The following is an 18,748-nucleotide window of genomic DNA, read 5'->3' as shown; positions in this document are numbered from 1 at the left end:
TCACTGTTCGCTTATCTTCGTGTAAATGCATGTGTATCGTGTTCGCCCCTCGCATATGCCCGCGTTAGCGGCGGCGTTCTGATTTTTGTTTTTTTGAGGTTTTGCGCTGATGTCCTTCACCCGTCGACAAATTCTCGGAGGTCTCGCAGGTCTGGCCGTGGTGGGGCTGGGCGCGGGTGGGGCTTCGCGGTACTGGCTCGGTAAACTTGGGCCGGGAGAAGGTCACGACTTCGAGCTGATCGCGGCACCGCTGGATGTGGAGCTGGTAGCCGGGCATCAGACTCCAGCATGGGCTTTCGGCGGCTCGGCCCCGGGCACCGAACTGCGGGTTCGTCAGGGCGAGTGGCTGCGGGTGCGCTTCATCAACCAGTTGCCGGTCGAGACGACCATTCATTGGCACGGGATTCGTCTGCCGCTGGAAATGGACGGCGTGCCGTACGTCTCGCAACTCCCAGTCAAGCCGGGGGAATACTTCGATTACAAATTCCGTGTCCCGGATGCGGGCAGCTATTGGTATCACCCCCACGTCAGCAGCAGCGAAGAGCTGGGGCGCGGTCTGGTGGGACCGCTGATCGTCGAGGAGCGTGAGCCGACCGGTTTTCTGCATGAGCGCACGGTCAGTCTGAAAAGCTGGCACGTGGACGAGCAGGGGGCTTTCACGGAATTCAGCGTGACCCGCGAAGCCGCGCGGGAAGGTACGGCCGGGCGGCTGTCGACGATCAACGGGGTGCCTCAGGGTGTGATCGAACTGCCTGCCGGGCAGATCACCCGCGTGCGCATTCTTAATCTCGACAACACCGTGACCTACCGCCTGAACCTGCCGGACGCCGACGCGATGATCTACGCGCTGGACGGCAACCCTGTCAAACCGCGCCCGCTGGGCAAGGATTACTGGCTGGGGCCGGGCATGCGGATTTGTCTGGGGATCAAGGCGCCTGCCGCTGGTAAGGAACTGTCGTTGCGCAACGGGCCGGTTCGCCTGGGAACGTTCCGTTCTGTGGCAAATCACGAGGCGCCGAGCGACTGGCCGCCCGAGCTGCCTGCCAACCCGGTGGCGGAACCGGACCTGGACAACGCGGAGAAGCTCAACTTCAACTTCGAATGGGCGGGCGCGGTGTCGGTCAACGTCGAGAACGGTAAGCCGCCGAGCTTGTGGCAGATCAACGGCCAGGCTTGGGACATTACCGACAAGACCTGCGCCGATCGGCCCATCGCCAAGTTGGAAAAGGGCAAGAGCTACATCTTCGAGTTGAAGAACATGACCCAGTATCAGCACCCCATTCATTTGCATGGCATGAGCTTCAAGGTCATCGCCTCCAATCGCAAGGAGGTGATCCCGTATTTCACCGACACCTATCTGTTAGGGCGAAACGAGCGCGCACGGGTCGCGCTGGTAGCGGATAATCCCGGCGTGTGGATGTTCCACTGCCATGTGATCGATCACATGGAAACCGGTCTTATGGCAGCTATCGAGGTTTCGTAATGCGGCAGCCGCAAATCATTGATCGCAGCCGCGATCAGCATTTCATGCGCGAAGCACTGGCGCTGGCCGCCGAAGGGGCGATGCTGGGCGAGGTGCCGGTGGGCGCGGTGGTGGTTCACGATGGCGTCATCATTGGCCGAGGCTTCAACTGCCCGATCAGCGGCAGCGACCCCAGTGCCCATGCCGAAATGGTCGCCATTCGCGCAGCCGCCCAGGCGCAAAGCAACTACCGCCTGCCCGGCAGCACGCTGTACGTCACCCTGGAGCCGTGCAGCATGTGTGCGGGTTTGATCGTGCACTCGCGCATCACCCGCGTGGTCTATGGCGCGACCGAGCCGAAAGCGGGAGTGGTGCAGAGTCAGGGGCAGTTTTTCACCCAGCCGTTTCTCAACCATCGGGTGTTGTTTGAGGGCGGCGTGCTGGCGGAGGAGTGCGGGACGATGCTGAGTGAGTTTTTCAGGATGAGAAGGGCGAAGGGGTAGGGCGGGGCTCAAGACAGAGCGGCAATTTTCAATACGCCGCAATTTCTGTGGGAGCAGCCGGAGGTTACGACGGCCGCGAAAGCGGCCTCTCAGCTGCAAATGAACTGTCTGATAAACCGCTATCGCTGCCGTTGTAACCTCCGGCGTCTCCCACAGGTATCGGCGGCGTGTTGACGTTCAAGAACGGCTCAAATCCCTTGGGCGTGAGGACTTAAAGCGGTGCTTTGTCTTCCGGCGGCTTGGTCTTGTCCACGCCCGGCACATGCAACGCCCCTTCGGCCACTTGGCTGCCTTCCAGCTGAGGCTGGGTTACCCACGTCAGAATGTCGTAATACCGACGGATGTTGGCCACGAAACTCACCGGCTCGCCCCCTCGGGCATAGCCATAACGCGTCTTGCTGTACCACTTTTTCTGCGACAGACGCGGCAGCATCTTCTTCACGTCCAGCCACTTGTTCGGGTTCAGCCCCTCGTTTTCTGCCAGCTTGCGCGCATCGTCGAGGTGTCCGGTGCCGATGTTGTAGGACGCCAGCGCCAGCCACGTACGATCCGGCTCCTGAATCGTGTCATCCAGTTGTTCTTTCACGTAGGCGAAATACTTGGCGCCGCCCTGAATGCTCTGCTTGGCATCCAGCCGATTGGAGACTCCCATCGCCTGTGCCGTGCTTTGCGTCAGCATCATCAACCCGCGCACGCCAGTCTTCGACGTGACCGCCGGTTGCCACAGCGATTCCTGATAGCCGATCGCTGCCAGCAGACGCCAATCCACCTGTTCTGCTTTCGCGGCGGCCTGGAAGTGCTTTTCGTATTTGGGCAGCCGTTCCTGCAGATGCTGGGCGAAGGTGTAGGCGCCCACGTAGCCGAGAACGTCCACATGCCCGTAATAGCGGTCCTTGAGCCGCTGGAGCATGCCGTTCTTCTGCATTTTGTCGAGGAAGGTATTGATCTCGTTCAGCAGGCTGTTGTCATCGCCCAACGCCACGGCCCAACGCTGGTCGCGGCCGTCGCCGAGGTCAAACGCCACGCGTACGTTCGGGAAATACACCTGATTCATCGCCAGTTCGTTGGAATCCACGAGGGTCAGGTCGATCTGACCCTCGTCCACCATGCGCAGCAGGTCGACGACCTCGACCTGATCGGACTCTTCGTAGTTGATACCCGGATACTTGACCTTCAGTGCGGCGAGTTGCTCGGCGTGGCTGCTGCCCTTCAGCACGAGGATTTTCTTGCCCACCAGATCGCCGGGATCGGTCGGACGGTTCTGGCCGTTGCGGTAAATGACTTGGGGGGTGACTTCGAGGTACGAATGGGAGAAGCGCACCTGTTTGGCGCGATTTTCGGTGCTGACCAGACCGGCTGCCGCCAACACAGGCCCACCGGGTTTATTCATCTGGTCGAACAGGTCGTCGAGATTGTCGGCCGTTTCGATCTTCAGTTCGACGCCCAGATCGTCGGCGAAACGCTTGACCAGTTCGTACTCAAAACCGGTTTCACCGTTACGATCCTGGAAATAAGTCGCGGGGCTGTTGCGGGTGACGACGCGCAGGACGCCATCCTCCTTGACTCGTTCCAGTGTGTTGGGTTTCTCAACACACGCGCCGAGCAGCAGGAAGATTCCGGTTGCGATGAGCCACTTGGCACAGCGTGGGCGGAAATCTGATGGGGAAAACATCGGTGCAGTATACGCAAAGCGCGCTGACCGCCATATCTCGACAGCGAGAGCGGCGTCTGATAGAGCAAAGGTTTTTTCCGCTATTGGTGTAAGAAACCGTCTCGCACCGACATTCGGGTAGCTGTAACCCTTCGTTTCGGGTGCCGAAAGGTCGTGTTTAGGCTAGAATGCACGGCCTCAAAGCACACCCCCTTCCCCGAGGCTGTCCCGACGATGTTGATCCTGCGTGGTGCTCCCGCCCTTTCCGCCTTCCGCCACAAGAAATTACTTGAGCAGCTGAACGATAAAGTTCCGGCTGTCAGTGGCCTGTACGCTGAATTCGCCCACTTCGCTGAGGTTGCCGGCGTTCTGACCGAGGAAGAGCAACACGTCCTCGCGCGACTGTTGAAATACGGCCCGAGCGTGCCGGTTCAAGAGCCTCGCGGTCGCCTGTTTCTGGTGTTGCCGCGTTTCGGCACCATTTCGCCGTGGTCGAGCAAGGCCACCGACATCGCCCGCAATTGCAGCCTGACCAAGATTCAGCGCATCGAGCGCGGTACTGCCTTTTATGTAGAAGGCCAGTTCAGCGACGCCGATGCACAGCTCATCGCCGACGCGCTTCACGACCGTATGACCCAGTTGGTGTTGGGGGGGCTGGAAGAGGCCGCCGGGCTGTTCAGCCACGCCGAGCCGAAGCCGCTGACCGCCGTTGACGTCTTGGGTGGCGGTCGCGCCGCGCTGGAAAAGGCCAACGTCGAGCTGGGCCTGGCCCTGGCGGAAGACGAAATCGATTATCTGGTCAACGCGTTCGTCGGCCTCAAGCGCAATCCGCACGACATCGAACTGATGATGTTCGCCCAGGCGAACTCCGAGCACTGCCGCCACAAGATCTTCAACGCCAGTTGGGACATCGACGGCCAGAGCCAGGAAAAAAGCCTGTTCGGCATGATCAAGAACACCTACCAGATGCACAACGAAGGCGTGCTGTCCGCTTATAAGGACAACGCCTCGGTGATCGTCGGCTCGGTGGCCGGCCGCTTCTTCCCGAACCCTGAAACCCGCCAGTACGGCGCGGTGCAGGAGCCGGTGCACATTCTGATGAAGGTCGAGACCCACAACCACCCGACCGCGATTGCCCCGTTCCCGGGCGCGTCCACCGGCTCCGGCGGCGAGATTCGTGACGAAGGCGCCACCGGCCGTGGCGCGAAGCCTAAGGCGGGCCTGACCGGTTTCACCGTGTCCAACCTGAACATTCCGGGTTTCGAGCAGCCGTGGGAAAAGCCGTACGGCAAGCCTGAGCGCATCGTCACTCCACTGGACATCATGATCGAAGGCCCGCTGGGCGGCGCGGCGTTCAACAACGAATTCGGTCGTCCGGCCCTGACCGGGTACTTCCGTACCTTCGAGCAGTCCATCAATACCCCGCACGGCGAAGAAGTCCGCGGCTACCACAAGCCGATCATGTTGGCGGGTGGCATGGGTAACATCCGTGAAGACCACGTGCAGAAAGGAGAAATCACCGTCGGCGCCAAGCTGATCGTGCTGGGTGGCCCGGCCATGCTGATCGGTCTGGGCGGCGGTGCTGCGTCCTCCATGGCCACCGGCACTAGCTCGGCGGACCTGGACTTTGCCTCGGTTCAGCGTGAAAACCCTGAAATGGAGCGTCGTTGCCAAGAAGTCATCGACCGTTGCTGGCAGCTGGGCGACCACAACCCGATCGCCTTCATCCACGACGTCGGCGCGGGCGGTCTGTCCAACGCCTTCCCTGAGCTGGTCAACGACGGCGGCCGTGGCGGTCGTTTCGAACTGCGCAACGTGCCGAACGACGAGCCGGGCATGGCCCCGCTGGAAATCTGGAGCAACGAGTCCCAGGAGCGTTACGTCCTGGCCGTCAGCGCACCGGATTTCGAACGTTTCAAAGCGATCTGTGAACGTGAGCGTTGCCCGTTTGCGGTCGTCGGTGAAGCCACCGAAGAGCCACAACTGACCGTCACCGACAGCCACTTCGGCAACAGCCCGGTGGACATGCCGCTGGAAGTGCTGCTGGGCAAGGCCCCGCGCATGCACCGTTCGGCCAGTCGCGAAGAAGAGCTGGGCGACGATTTCGACCCGAGCACCCTTGATCTCGAAGAAAGCGTGCAGCGCGTGCTGCATCACCCGGCCGTGGCGAGCAAGAACTTCCTGATCACCATCGGCGACCGCAGCATCACCGGCATGGTCAACCGCGACCAGATGGTCGGCCCGTGGCAGGTGCCCGTGGCTGACGTGGCCGTGACCGCCACCAGCTTCGACGTCTACACCGGCGAATCGATGGCGATGGGCGAGCGCACGCCGCTGGCACTGCTGGACGCTCCGGCGTCCGGTCGCATGGCGATTGGCGAAACCCTGACCAATATCGCGGCTTCCAGCATCGCGAAGATTTCCGACATCAAACTGTCGGCCAACTGGATGTCCGCAGCCGGTCACCCCGGTGAAGACGCCCGTTTGTACGACACCGTAAAAGCGGTCGGCATGGAGCTGTGCCCTGAGCTGGGCATCACCATTCCAGTGGGCAAGGACTCGATGTCCATGAAGACCCGCTGGAGCGACGAAGGCACGGAAAAAACCGTCACTTCACCGCTGTCGCTGATCGTCACCGGTTTCGCGCCGGTCACCGATATTCGCAAGACCTTGACCCCGCAACTGCGCATGGACAAGGGCGAAACGGACCTGATCCTGATCGACCTGGGCCGTGGCCAGAACCGCATGGGTGCGTCGATTCTCGCGCAGACCCACGGCAAGCTGGGCAGCGCCGCACCGGACGTCGATGACGCGGAAGACCTGAAGGCGTTCTTCGCCGTGATTCAGGGCCTCAACGCCGACGGCCACCTGCTGGCCTACCACGACCGCTCGGACGGTGGCCTGATGACCACCGCACTGGAAATGGCGTTCGCGGGTCACTGCGGTCTGAACCTGGAACTCGACACCCTCACCAGCAAGCGTGAAAAAATCGCGGCCATCCTCTTCAACGAAGAGCTGGGTGCGGTCATTCAGGTGCGTCAGGACGCGACCCCGGTCGTGCTGGCGCAGTTCAGCGCTGCAGCCCTGGGCGAAGACTGCGTCGCGGTGATCGGCAAGCCGGTCAACAACAGCGAAGTGGCCATCAGCCTCAACGGCGAAGAGCTGTTCAAGGGCGACCGCCGTCTGCTGCAACGTCAGTGGAGCGAAACTAGCTACCAGATCCAGCGTCTGCGCGACAATGCCGACTGCGCCGATCAGGAATTCGACGCGCTGCTGGAAGAAGACAACCCGGGCCTGAGCGTCAAGCTGGGCTACGACGTCAACGACGACATCGCTGCGCCTTACATCAAGAAAGGCGTGCGCCCACAAGTGGCGGTCCTGCGTGAGCAGGGCGTGAACGGTCAGGTCGAAATGGCCGCCGCGTTTGACCGCGCCGGTTTCGCGTCGGTTGACGTGCACATGAGCGACATTCTCGCGGGCCGCGTTGACCTGAACGAGTTCAAAGGTCTGGTAGCGTGCGGCGGCTTCTCTTACGGTGACGTTCTCGGCGCCGGTGAAGGCTGGGCCAAGTCCGCGCTGTTCAACAGCCGTGCACGTGACGCGTTCCAGGGCTTCTTCGAACGTAACGACAGCTTCGCGCTGGGCGTCTGCAACGGCTGCCAGATGATGTCCAACCTGAGCGAACTGATTCCGGGCAGCGAGTTCTGGCCGCACTTCGTGCGCAACCGCTCCGAGCAGTTCGAAGGGCGTGTGGCGATGGTCGAAGTTCAGAAATCAGCGTCGATCTTCCTGCAAGGCATGGCCGGTTCGCGCATGCCAATTGCCATCGCCCACGGCGAAGGCCATGCGGAATTCAAATCGGCTGACGCGCTGCTCGAAACCGACGTCTCCGGCACCGTGGCAATGCGCTTCGTCGACAACCACGGCAAAGTCACCGAAACCTACCCGGCCAACCCGAACGGCTCGCCGCGCGGGATCACCGGCCTGACCACCCGCGACGGTCGCGTCACCATCATGATGCCGCACCCGGAGCGTGTGTTCCGCGCCGTGACCAACTCGTGGCGTCCGGATGAGTGGACCGAAGACGGTGCGTGGATGCGTATGTTCCGCAACGCTCGCGTCTGGGTGAATTGATAAGGGATGTACAAGCTCGCCTTCTTCGTACCGCCGAGCCATGTGGAAGCGGTCAAGAGTGCATTGTTCGCCGCCGGTGCGGGACGGATCGGCGCGTATGACAGCTGCTCATGGCAGGTGCTCGGCCTTGGCCAGTTTCGCCCGCTGCACGGCAGTCAGCCGTTCATTGGGCAAACCGGCGAGATCGAGCGGGTGGAAGAGTGGAAGGTCGAGCTTGTCGTCGCTGATGAGTTGATTCAGCAGGCCGTGGCTGCCCTCAAAAGCAGCCACCCCTACGAAACCCCGGCCTATGACGTGTGGAAGCTTGAGAGTTTTTAAAGCAGATTGAGTGCCTCTGGCACACCGCAAAACCTGTATGGGTGTTTCCCACAGGAGGTTGTGTCGCCTGTCAGGTCGGTTTGACCATCCCCGGCATCGCATCGCATCGCATCGCTCAGCCCCTGCGCTCCATCTCCCAACGTTCAGTTGCTGTGGTTTTGCGGACATAAGAGAACGCTCTTATGAACGCTCACCGACCACGTTGTTTTTACTGACACTCGTTTCAGCACCTTTTCTAAGGCGCTAGCTGTTGCCCGGTTCCGAAGGGAAAGTTTCACCTTTGCCGGCTGTAACAGGGCCTGCCGCCTGCGGGAGCAATCAGCCCGTAAGCGGCGGCAGCACCCACTGCCTGCTGCCGGCTGACCGAGCCGAGTTTGCGACGAGCATTGAGCAGGTGGAAGTCGATGGTGCGTTCAGAGCGTGTGAGGATGTGACTGATCTCCCAACTCGTCTTGCCAGCACTTGCCCAATACAGGCACTCCATTTCTCTGGGTGTCAGGCCTTGTCGCTCCGGCATCGAGTTTTGAAATTGATGACCCATGCCGTCCAGTAAGTAGGGTACGAGCATGAACAGCTGGCTTACTGCAGGATGGGGGAAAACCGTTTGCTCTGCAGCCTGAACGTCGTCAAAGGCCACGCTAAGGGTGCCTCTGAACAATTCATAGCGCAGGGGGATGCTCAGGCCATTTCGTAGTCCATGTTGTTCGCGCAGCTCCCAGAATTGGCGCGACCGGCCGCGTGCCCGACGGCGTTCGGTTGACCAGAAATACGGTACAAGTTCCTGATGGCAGTGTTTAAGGATGGGGTCAATTTCGATGAGCCTATTACTGCGGTAATGCTCCAGCCACTGCTTAGGGAACGTTGTGAGGACGTCGTTCAGAGGATCGTTGTCGCATGCTCTGGCTGGACCGAGACTTACCAGAAACCTGGCGAAGCCTAGTTCACGAAAAGTTTTTTTCAGCAAACGCTCCCAGTCGCACCGGTGGATGTCTTTGGCAAGACCCCTGAAAGTGTTGAATGTTGCAGCATGCTCGGCTTGCTTGTCCGCAGAGGCCGACGCGTTGTAGTTATCCATAAACATCTCGCTCTCGTTGATACTGCAATTGACGTGGCACCTACATTGTCTGCACCTGTTCCAAGGTGTGCCCGCACTGGTGTGAGGCGCTGATTTGGCACATCCGTGTTAGCCAATGCACAAACCCTGGAATACGAGCGTCCGCTGGTGCGGGGCAAAGCTTCACAGGTGAGGCTCATCCCGCCGCCATAAAGGTCAGTTGAGGTAATGCTTGATGAAGCTGCGGAACAGGTCCAGGCCGTTTTCCGTGAGGATACTTTCGGGGTGGTACTGAACCCCCTCAATGGGCAACGTGCGATGCCGAACGCCCATGATGTAGCCATCGTCGGTTGACCTGGAGGTCACCTCCAGGCAGTCCGGCAAACATGCGTCTGTAAGCATGAGGGAGTGATAGCGAGTCGCGTTGAAAGATCGACCCTCTGTGTGGGCATAGACCCCCTTGCCATCGTTTTCTATCTGGCTCACCTTGCCATGCATGACGTGAGGAGCGCGGCAGACCTGAGCCCCGAATGCTAGCCCCACGGCTTGATGGCCGAGACAAACGCCTAGCAGCGGCAGGCGGCGCTCGAAATGCCGAATGAGTTCTATGTAGCCGACCTCCGACGGATGGCCAGGTCCCGGGCCGAGTACGCAAAAGTCTGGTGCGAACGCCTCGATCCGCTGAATGAGGTCAGGCTGGTCATGACGCTCGACACGCGTTTCCAGCCCAAGTTGCTCAAGGTATTGGCTGATGATGAAGACGAAGCTGTCGTAAGCATCGATCAAAAATACTTTCACAGCGCAATCTCCTTTCCAGTCACCGCTCGGTAAACGGATCCGATCTTGTAAAGTGTTTCTCTCCACTCCATTTCGGGTGTCGAGTCGGCCACCACGCCAGCAGACGCACGCAGGGAGTAGACGCCTTGGTCATACACGGTCGATCGAATGCACAAAGCGGTATTAACGCTACCATCGAATCCGATCAGCCCAAGGGCGCCTGCATAGATGCCCCGTCGGTTACTTTCCATGGCCTCAATCAGCTCCATCGCTCTGACCTTGGGCGCACCCGACATCGTCCCGGCGGGGAATGAGGCCTTGATCACGTCGTAGGCATCCAGGCCTGGGCGCAGTAGCCCCCGAACGTTCGAAACCATGTGGTAAAGGTGCGAATACTCCTCCACCAGCATGAACTCATCGACCTCCAGAGATCCCGGCTGACAGACCCGTCCTATGTCATTGCGACACAGGTCGATGAGCATGAGGTGCTCCGCACGTTCCTTCTCCGAACGCGTCAGCTCCAACATCAGCTCGGTGGAATCGACGCCGGGCCGTTTACCTACTGTCCCGGCGATCGGGCGCATTTCGATCAAATTGTCCTTGATCCTGACGAACAGTTCGGGGCTCGCACCGATTAGGTCGATTCCGCCGACGTGTGCCAGGTACATGTAGGGGGACGGATTACGCATGCGCAAGCTCTTGTAAACGTCGAGCGGCGTGACCTCGGAATGAATACGGATCTCATGACCGAGTTGGATCTGGTACACGTCTCCAGCTCGTATATGCTCCATTGCCACTTCTACCCGCTGCGCGAACTGTGCGGGAGTGACTGTGCGGGTTTCTTCGAAGACCTGCGGATAATGAGGCTGTTCATGCAGGCTCACCGGATTTGGGGCTCGCAGGAACGGGTAGTCTTCCAGCCCGCGCGTCTCCCACAAGGCGTGGTTATTGATCAGTGTTTCGACCGTGCCATTGCTGTGGAGGTAGAGCAGTGTCTGGTAAACCGACAAAGCAATCAGAGGGTAGTCGTGGGTCTGCTCCGCCAAATCGGGCAGGCGTTCGATCAATCGCACGCTGTCGTATGAGAAATAACCGAAGTACGCAAGGCTTTGCGGCTTGTCAGGAGCCACCTGGAACAGGTTCTGGATGTATCGGAGCAGGTTCCAGGCGGCTTCGCTGTCGGGCAATTCGATCTGCTGCTCGGGCCCGATCTTCATCCCTCGCTGGCGCAGGCAGCTGTAGAGGTGTTGACAGAGTTCAGGCCGACCGCGCAAACGGGCATGTCTTTCATCAATGCACACTTCAAAAAGTGGTTCCATGCCAATGATCGTCGCCCGTCGGTCTCGGCTGGGCCCTGAGAGTGACTCAAGGATGAATACCGAATGACGATCCAATTGCGCAAGTGCATGTGTATAAACACTGAGTGCATCGATTGTTTGACGCTCTTCGTGTCGAATAACATCTACCCTGAGAATATTACTGTCCATCGATAATTCCATTTTCAATATAGGTTGATGCGATAGGCGATAGAAGGCACTAAATAAATATCAAGCGCAAAGGCGCGTTAGTTTGCACCGGTGCTGATGATTTTAAATGTCGGTCGAATACTGTCGGTACCAAGCATGTTGCAGCCGTAGTTGGCATGCAGACAAGCGGCAGCAATGCTTAAAGCAGAGGCGCCCGATTTGGAAAAAGGTGAAGAGCATCTATTGGACAGCCACACCTTTTCTTTTGAGTGTTAGCGGCGCCAGATATTACTTTTGAAGATGGCCAGGACGGCGCGAGAGCATCGAGAAGGGCAGTTGTGCAATGAGCGTATAGCAGAAAGGTGATAATACATATCTAGACTTCCTAGTCTTGGCTAATCCTTGCGGTGGAAGACCACAGGGGCTGAAAGTATCAGCGTGTCTATAGAGTGTCAACCGCAATTACGTCAGTCATCAATGGAGCCACCGATAAACGTAATGAAAGATTTTGTTGTGATGCGTCGCGTCGTGGCATAACAAGATTTGAACTCGCGCGCAACTGTGGAATACCAAAGCTGTGTAACAGAAAGTTCGAACTTTAATGTGTCGGCCAGTTGCAGTCCCCACAACCGGAGCGCCTGGCATGAATGAACAGTTGGACACATTCAAGAAACGATATGACCCGATCCACCTTGCCTACTGGACGGGCGCCCTCAACGACCAGGCCCTTGCCGATTGGCACCAGCAGCAGTTGCGGAAGGTGGTCAGCCACGTCAAGTGCCATTCGCCCTTCTACGCTCGTCGTCTGGCTCACATTGATGCCAGTAGCCTGACTTTGGCCGATTTGACAGCCTTGCCTTTCACCACAAAGGATGATTTGCGCGAAGCGGGCTTCGACATGCTGTCCGGCCCGTTGGAAGAAGCGATTTTCTACTACGAAACCACCGGCACGACGGGCCCGGCAACACCATGCCCTCGGGATCGTAAGGAGAGCTACGCCAGCAACCGCCAATTGGCCATGGCCTATCAAGCGGTGGTCGAAAAGCACTTCCCGGGTCAGAAGACTGTGATTGGTATCATGGGGCCGACCGAAGTCCACTCCTTTGGGGATACCTTGGGTGATGTCTGTACCCAGCTCGACTTATGCAACGCCAAGCTATGGCCGCATTCCCCAGTCATAGGCTGGCCCAAAGCGCTGCAACTGCTGAAAGATCTGAACATCGGAGTGCTCGCGTCGGCGCCTGGCCTCTTGCTTGCTATGGCCAAAGAGGCTGAGCGACAAGGCTTCAATCCCCGTAAAGATTTCAGCTTGCGGGCTTTCATGATGAGTGGCGAGCTGTGTACGCCAGCGCTGAAGAACAACCTGTTCAGTCTGTGGGGAGTGCAAGCCTACGACAGCCTGTATGGGTCGCAGGAGGCGATGATTATTGCTGCTTGTAATGCCAATGACCAGTTGATGCCTCATCGCCTCAATTACCTCATCGAGGTGCTGGATCCAGTGACCGGTCACAGTCTGGGTGCAACCGGCGAGGGTGAGCTGTGCGTGACGATGTTGATACCGGGTACCAAGCCGCTCATTCGCTACCGCACTGGCGATCTGGTATCGATTCAATCGCGCCAGGGCTATCCGCAGCCCACGCGTCACGTGATCAAGGTGGTGGGCCGCGTCAAAGATGCCGTGCAACTGAACGACCGCGCGTTTTCCGCAGCACAGATCGAGCAGGCATTGCTTGAAGGGGTCGAGCAGTGCTTGGGCTATCAGATAGTCCTCAGCCGTGCCAGCGATCGGGACACCGTCATCGCGAAACTGGAAATGTCACGCTTCTTTGAGGGCGACCAGGCGCGCCTGGTGCTGCTGATCAAAGAGCGGCTGCGCGAGCGCCTAGGGGTAGATGCCACGGTCATGGTTGTCAATGACCTGGCTGAGCATGTCAATCTGGGTAGCTGGTTCAGTTGGAAAGAGGCCCGTATCGTAGATCAGCGTAAAGGCAGGTAATTGCAGTCATGGGCCTTTCAGTACGCGTAATTGATTCCACCTGCGAATTGTTCGAAGCGGTCAAAAACCTTCGGGCGCTCCATTTGGGGGAGAACCCTGCCCAAGAAGACGATTACGAGCGCCGCGAAGCGCTACGTGATGCTCTTTCCTATCACTTGGTCTATCTGGACGACGGCGATGTTGTCGGCACGCTGCGGGTCACCCCGTTGGGACACGGCTTAAGTTTCGTGGAGCGAGCGGTCGATGTGCAGGCGCATTTCGCAGTTCCGACCGATGCCTTCGACGCTAATCGCCTGGTACTGGACGCGCGTTATCGCGGAGGCCGTCACCTGCGCACCTTTTTGCTCCACGCGGCGATCTGGCTGAGGGGCAACACCCATTTGCGATTCATTTCGGCGCTCTGCCGCGAGCAGTTGGCTGCGCTCTATATCGGTATCGGTGGGCGAGTGCTCTCAGATGATATTACCTGGTCCACAGGTCAGGCTGAGCGTCGCTACAGCTGGGTATATCTGGAACTTGAAAATGTTTACCACACCGTCCAAGGAGGCAAATGAAATGCAAGTGTTCTTCAATGAACTCGACGCTATCGTCGAGGCGGGCTGGGCCCGGATCAAACAGGGTGAGTACTGGAAATTCAGCGTGACCAATACCACGCCTGCAGCGCTTTACCAGCAGGTGATGCTGCAGGTGTACCACTACACCCGCTACAACTCGGTAAACCAGGCCGCGTGTGCATTCAGCGCCGATCCCGAGCAAACCTCGTTACTACGCTTCGTATACAAGCACGCGCTAGAAGAGCTGGGCCACGAACGCATGGTATTGCGCGATCTGGAGTCCGTGGGCTTATTGCCTGAAGAGATGCCCGCGCCGTTAGCGCCCACTCAGGCGCTCGTTGCTTTCCTTAATGACGTAGCGATTCGAAAGGGCCCGATCGCCCGCTTGGGCTACAGCTACTGGGCCGAGGACGTGTATGACCACATCCAACCCATACTCGACCGCTTCCGCAATGACCTGAACCTCAGTGATGAACAGATGACGTTCTTCGTCGCGCATTCGACTATCGACGAAAAACACTCCGAGGAGGTTCGCCTAGCCATGGAGCGGGCCGTGAAGACGGAGGAGGACCGTCAGTTGGTAAGGGAAGTCGCTCGCGTCACCTTATGGCTCACCGGGCAGTTGCTGGAGGAGGCGTTGCGTGCCTATCTGGCGGGCGAGCAGAACATGAGGGAGGCTTCCTGAGTGATGAAGCTGGCCGTCATAGTAGGGTCAAGTCGGCCTTGCGGCGTCAGTGCTCGGGTGGTGGCGCTTGTGCATCGCCACCTGGGTGAGGAGGCTACAGTCGAGGAAATCTGGCTCAAGGATTACCGCATCGATTACTGCGATGCAGACAATGCGTGTTCCACGGAGGATTGCGCCCTACCGGATGACGTCGGGCAATTAGTGGCACGTTTGAGCCATGCGGACGCGTTGCTCTACGTGCCGGTCATGCATGCCTATGGACTCAACAGCCGATTCCAGGCGTTTCTTGAGCGAATGGGCTATGGCTTCATGCGGCATCGCCAGCGTCCGTTACGTGACAAGCTCGCCGCAATCGCCGTGGTCGGGCGTCGCTACGGCCACACGGCAGTGTTTTCACAGGTTGTACTCAATATTCTGCTGAACAAGATGATCTTGATCGGTTCAGGTTTCCCGCCTTGCTTCCAGAGCCAGCTCGCGCATGACCCAGAAGCTGAGCAAGCGTTACGCGAAACCCTTGACCGGCTTGCCGAGCACTACCGCAGGCTAAACGATAACTGGCACTCGCAAGGCAATGCCCCAAGCGTTGTACGCCCGATTCAATTCTCTAAGGGGTGATCGTTATGTCATTGAAGGACTCCATGCTTGCATTGCTGGTGGCTTTTCTATGGGGCGCGCAGGTCACTGCAGTAAAGGTCGCCGGCGCTGAGTTGCCGTCGATTCTGACGGTCGCTATGCGTTACGCGATCATGTCCCTATTTCTTCTTCCGTTTCTGTGGCGTTGTCGAAGGGATCAAATCATCCCGATGACAGTGATTGCGACGGTGATGGGTACGCTGCACTTTGGACTGTTGTACTGCGGCATCGCTCGCGTCGACGCTTCGACTTCAGCGGTTATTTATCAATTGGCCACGCCATTCACATTGATTCTGGCCTTCTTAGTGCTAGGTGAGGCGCTGAAGCTCAATGTTGTGGTCGGCATTGCCTTGGCGTTTTGCGGGGTATTGGTGTTGCTCCCAAGTGATGCCCCCAAGGCCACGCTGACCGGCATGATGCTGATCGCGCTGGCAGCTTTGGCATTTGCCGTCGGGTCGGTACTGACCAAGCGTATGGGGCCATTAGACCCACTGGCGCTCAGCGCCTGGACAGCAATCGTAGCGGGGCCACAATTACTGATCTGGTCACTGGTCCAGGAAGAATGGCAGTGGTCCACGCTGGCCGATGCGAGTGCTGTGGCTTGGTGGGCCATGATCTACACCGCACTCAGTGGTGGTCTGTTGGGGTTCGGCCTTTGGTTCTGGCTGCTGCGACGCAACAGCATGCAACAGCTAGCCCCTTATCTATTGCTGGTACCGGTTTTTGCCATCGCTGTGAGCCAGGTACTGCTTGTCGAACGTTTAGGCCAACGCCTGTTGTTAGGGGCTGCATTATCGCTTCTGGGCGTCGCGCTTTGCCAACTGCACATGCCAGGGCGCAAGGTTTTTGTGGCCACAGGTACAAAGGAGCAGAAGGCAATCGATGAACGCCCTTGACCTTTTGTTGCTGACATCCCTGCGTACGATCAATCGCTGGCGCTTTGCTCTGAAACTACGGCGCCATGGCCGCTTATCCTATTTGGAAAGCCGTCGGCAGGAAGGCGCAACCCTGGTCCTGTTGCATGGCCTTGGTGCTAGCAAAGATCAGTGGGGCCCTGAAGTGTGCAAGCTTGCTCGAAAGCACCATTGCCTGTTTATTGATTTACCCGGGCATGGCCAGTCCTCTTGCCTGGCCCGACAGGGCCTCGGTCCGCAGGCAATGCTGGTCGAGTTGGAGCCCCTGCTCGATCGGCTTTCGACACGCCCCATCGTGTTGATTGGCAGCTCCTTAGGTGGTTGTGTGGCAGGGCTCTATGCCGCCAAAAAACCTGGACGGGTTCAGCGCCTGATACTGCTGGCGCCATCAGGGCTGGGCGATGCAGCGTTGGGCCCCGTATTTCAGGCTGGTTTGCTAACTGGCCGGGACGGTAATTTTGGCTACCGCACGGTTGAAGAGATGCAACGCTTCTGGAGCTTGTTGTTCGTACACCCACCACAAGTCGCGGGCCGAGTTGCCCGTGCACTAGCCGCTAGCGGTCGTGCCAGGTACGCGACCGTGCAGAAGGTAGTTGCCGATACTCGGCGCGAAGGTCTGAACGTGCTGGTCGCGCAGTTGCCGAGCATCACATGCAGGACTTTGGTGATCTGGGGTAGTGACGATCAGGTTTTTTCCATTGCTGCTCTAGGGCCTCTGTTGAAAGCGCTACCCGATGCCTGTAGCCAGGTTATCGAGGGCACAGGGCATGTACCTTACCTGGAGCGTGGCGATGAGGTCGTTGGAGTAATCACGAAATTCGTTCGAGTCTGAAGGCCGTCACATTGCAAAAGCATCGAGGTGATTAGTCACTTCTCAGCGCAGAGTCGTCTTCATCTTCCGTTGACCATCCCCCGCACTGCCTCGCTCAACCCCTGCGCACCATCCCCCACCAACACATGCCACACGCCGTTCCCCAGGTTTCGAACCCCTTGCGAGCCCAACACTTCCAGTTGACCCGCCGCCAACGACTGGCCTTCCTTTAATTGCACCCGCAGCCGAGTGAGCGCCACGCATTCCACGTCCTCGATCCCTTTGCCGCCCAGCGCTTTGAACCATTGTGCCGCCTGCGTGACATCAACCGTTTGACGAGCTACGGCGACAACCGACTCCCCAGCCACCGGCATCTTGGCTGCATGCGGCAGGGCGTTGCGCAGTTCGTCCGCCAAGCCATCCGCCATCGGCCCGACCACCACTTGCAGACTCCCCGCATTCCCCGGCCGCACCACCGCCATCGCGCCCAGCGCTTTCAACTCGCTGTCCTGCGCTTTGCTGCGATCCACCAGTTGCAGGCGCAGGCGCGTGGTGCAGGCATCGATCCCAAGCAGATTGTCCGCACCGCCCAATGCGTTGATGTACGCACCGGCCCGGTCGCTTTGCGCCACTTGAGCAGTATTGGCGACGACCTGTTCACGCCCCGGCGTTTTGAGGTTGAAGCGCTTGATGCACTGATCGAACACCACGTAATAGATCAACGCGTACGCCAACCCCAGCGGAAAGACCAGCCAGCCGTTGGTGGACTTGCCCCAGCCGAGGGCCATGTCGATGGCGCCACCGGAGAAGGTGAAGCCCAAGTGAATGTTGAGCATGTTCGCCAGCGCCATCGACAAACCGGTCAGCAAGGCATGTAGCACGTACAGCATCGGCGCGAGGAACATGAAGGCAAATTCGATCGGCTCGGTCACGCCGGTGAGCGCCGACGTCAGCGCCATCGACAGCAGAATCCCGCCGATCAGCTTGCGGTTTTCCGGCAGTGCGTTGCGGTACATCGCCAGGCACGCTGCGGGGAGACCAAAAATCATCATCGGGAACATGCCGGTCATGAACTGGCCCGCATGGGGATCGCCTGCGAAATAGCGCGCCAGATCGCCGGTCACGGCGCGCCCGGTTTCCGGGTCGGTGAAGCTGCCGAACACGAACCACACCAGGTTGTTGAGGATGTGGTGCAGGCCGGTGACGATCAAAATCCGGTTCATCACGCCGAAGAAAAACGCACCGATGCTGCCGCTTTCCAGCATCAACTGGCCGAGGGTGTTGATGCCCTGTTGCACCGGTGGCCAGATCAGGCCGAACACCAGGCCCAGCAGCACCGCCGACAGCCCTGTGACAATCGGCACGAACCGGCGTCCGCCAAAAAACGCCAGATACTCGGGCAGGTGAATCTCTTTGAAGCGGTTGTACATCGCGCCGCCCAGCAGGCCGGCGATGATCCCGGCGAGCATGCCCATGTCGATGTGGGGGTCGAGCACCTTGAGCGTCGAGGTCATGACCAGATAGCCAATCGCACCCGCCAGGCCCGCCGTGCCGTTGTTGTCACGGGCGAAGCCCACGGCAATGCCGATGGCGAAGATCAGCGCCAGGTTACTGAAAATCGCGTTGCCCGCCGAGTGAATGATCGCGATGTCCAGCAGGTCGGTATCGCCCAGGCGCAGCAACAGCCCGGCAATCGGCAGAATCGCGATGGGCAGCATCAACGCGCGCCCCAGTCGCTGCAATCCTTCAATGAAGTGTTGGTACATGACGTCTCTCCTTGAGGTGATCGT

General features: G+C 58.9%; 15 protein-coding genes. 10 read left to right on the top strand and 5 right to left on the bottom strand.

Annotated features, from left to right (window positions below; translation table 11 throughout):
* Nucleotides 1-109 precede the first annotated feature (109 nt).
* Nucleotides 110-1,483, top strand: a complete 1,374-nt coding sequence (locus GVN17_RS02470; RefSeq protein WP_166593632.1) for a multicopper oxidase family protein — start codon at nt 110-112, stop codon at nt 1,481-1,483.
* Nucleotides 1,483-1,965 carry a tRNA adenosine(34) deaminase TadA gene (gene tadA, locus GVN17_RS02465; protein ID WP_166593631.1) on the top strand — a complete coding sequence of 161 codons (483 nt, stop codon included), beginning with the start codon at nt 1,483-1,485 and terminating at the stop codon, nt 1,963-1,965. The genes GVN17_RS02470 and tadA overlap by 1 nt, the downstream gene beginning before the upstream one ends.
* Before the next feature lie 211 nt (nt 1,966-2,176).
* Here the strand turns inward: tadA and mltF are convergent, their stop codons facing one another.
* Complete coding sequence (mltF, locus tag GVN17_RS02460; RefSeq protein ID WP_166593630.1) at nt 2,177-3,637, bottom strand: membrane-bound lytic murein transglycosylase MltF; 1,461 nt, start codon at nt 3,635-3,637, stop codon at nt 2,177-2,179.
* A 213-nt stretch (nt 3,638-3,850) separates the two neighbouring features.
* On the opposite strand from mltF, the gene purL reads away from it, so the two are divergent.
* Together purL and GVN17_RS02450 are read left to right on the top strand one after the other, a co-directional pair.
* Nucleotides 3,851-7,750 carry a phosphoribosylformylglycinamidine synthase gene (gene purL, locus GVN17_RS02455; protein WP_166593629.1) on the top strand — a complete coding sequence of 1,300 codons (3,900 nt, stop codon included), beginning with the start codon at nt 3,851-3,853 and terminating at the stop codon, nt 7,748-7,750.
* A 6-nt stretch (nt 7,751-7,756) separates the two neighbouring features.
* A complete protein-coding gene (locus GVN17_RS02450; RefSeq protein WP_166593628.1) occupies nt 7,757-8,068 on the top strand; it encodes a YqfO family protein in 312 nt (103 codons plus the stop codon).
* Nucleotides 8,069-8,342: 274 nt separating this feature from the next.
* On the opposite strand, the gene GVN17_RS02445 is transcribed toward GVN17_RS02450, so the two are convergent.
* The 3 genes from GVN17_RS02445 to GVN17_RS02435 form a co-directional block, all read right to left on the bottom strand.
* Nucleotides 8,343-9,143, bottom strand: coding sequence for a LuxR family transcriptional regulator (locus GVN17_RS02445; protein WP_166593627.1), 801 nt, complete (start codon nt 9,141-9,143; stop codon nt 8,343-8,345).
* Between the two features lie 195 nt (nt 9,144-9,338).
* Complete coding sequence (locus GVN17_RS02440) at nt 9,339-9,920, bottom strand: aminodeoxychorismate/anthranilate synthase component II (protein WP_166593626.1); 582 nt, start codon at nt 9,918-9,920, stop codon at nt 9,339-9,341.
* The gene (locus GVN17_RS02435) at nt 9,917-11,386 is read right to left on the bottom strand and encodes an anthranilate synthase component I family protein (protein ID WP_166593625.1); all 1,470 of its coding nucleotides are present in this window, start codon (nt 11,384-11,386) and stop codon (nt 9,917-9,919) included. The genes GVN17_RS02440 and GVN17_RS02435 overlap by 4 nt, the downstream gene beginning before the upstream one ends.
* 622 nt (nt 11,387-12,008) lie before the next feature.
* Between GVN17_RS02435 and GVN17_RS02430 the strand changes: the two genes are divergently transcribed.
* The 6 genes from GVN17_RS02430 to GVN17_RS02405 are packed head-to-tail and all read left to right on the top strand — an operon-like array spanning nt 12,009 to nt 16,979.
* Nucleotides 12,009-13,361, top strand: a complete 1,353-nt coding sequence (locus tag GVN17_RS02430; RefSeq protein WP_166593624.1) for a phenylacetate--CoA ligase family protein — start codon at nt 12,009-12,011, stop codon at nt 13,359-13,361.
* 8 nt (nt 13,362-13,369) lie between these two features.
* Nucleotides 13,370-13,915: an acetyltransferase gene (locus tag GVN17_RS02425; protein ID WP_166593623.1), complete on the top strand. Its 546-nt coding sequence runs from the start codon at nt 13,370-13,372 to the stop codon at nt 13,913-13,915.
* A gap of 1 nt (nt 13,916) precedes the next feature.
* Entirely contained in the window at nt 13,917-14,600 is a 684-nt protein-coding gene (locus GVN17_RS02420; protein ID WP_166593622.1) for an iron-containing redox enzyme family protein, read from the top strand.
* A 3-nt stretch (nt 14,601-14,603) separates the two neighbouring features.
* Nucleotides 14,604-15,215: a flavodoxin family protein gene (locus tag GVN17_RS02415; RefSeq protein ID WP_166593813.1), complete on the top strand. Its 612-nt coding sequence runs from the start codon at nt 14,604-14,606 to the stop codon at nt 15,213-15,215.
* A 5-nt stretch (nt 15,216-15,220) separates the two neighbouring features.
* The gene (locus GVN17_RS02410) at nt 15,221-16,129 is read left to right on the top strand and encodes a DMT family transporter (RefSeq protein ID WP_166593621.1); all 909 of its coding nucleotides are present in this window, start codon (nt 15,221-15,223) and stop codon (nt 16,127-16,129) included.
* Nucleotides 16,116-16,979: an alpha/beta fold hydrolase gene (locus GVN17_RS02405; RefSeq protein WP_166593620.1), complete on the top strand. Its 864-nt coding sequence runs from the start codon at nt 16,116-16,118 to the stop codon at nt 16,977-16,979. Before GVN17_RS02410 ends, GVN17_RS02405 begins: the two co-directional genes overlap by 14 nt.
* 59 nt (nt 16,980-17,038) lie before the next feature.
* On the opposite strand, the gene nagE is transcribed toward GVN17_RS02405, so the two are convergent.
* Nucleotides 17,039-18,724, bottom strand: a complete 1,686-nt coding sequence (gene nagE, locus GVN17_RS02400) for an N-acetylglucosamine-specific PTS transporter subunit IIBC (RefSeq protein ID WP_166593619.1) — start codon at nt 18,722-18,724, stop codon at nt 17,039-17,041.
* Nucleotides 18,725-18,748 lie beyond the last annotated feature (24 nt).

This window comes from Pseudomonas sp. SLFW (assembly GCF_009905615.1).
Taxonomy (GTDB): Bacteria; Pseudomonadota; Gammaproteobacteria; order Pseudomonadales; family Pseudomonadaceae; genus Aquipseudomonas; species Aquipseudomonas bambusae.
Note: the sequence above shows the minus strand (reverse complement) of the source record. Positions and strands in the feature narration are given on the sequence as shown.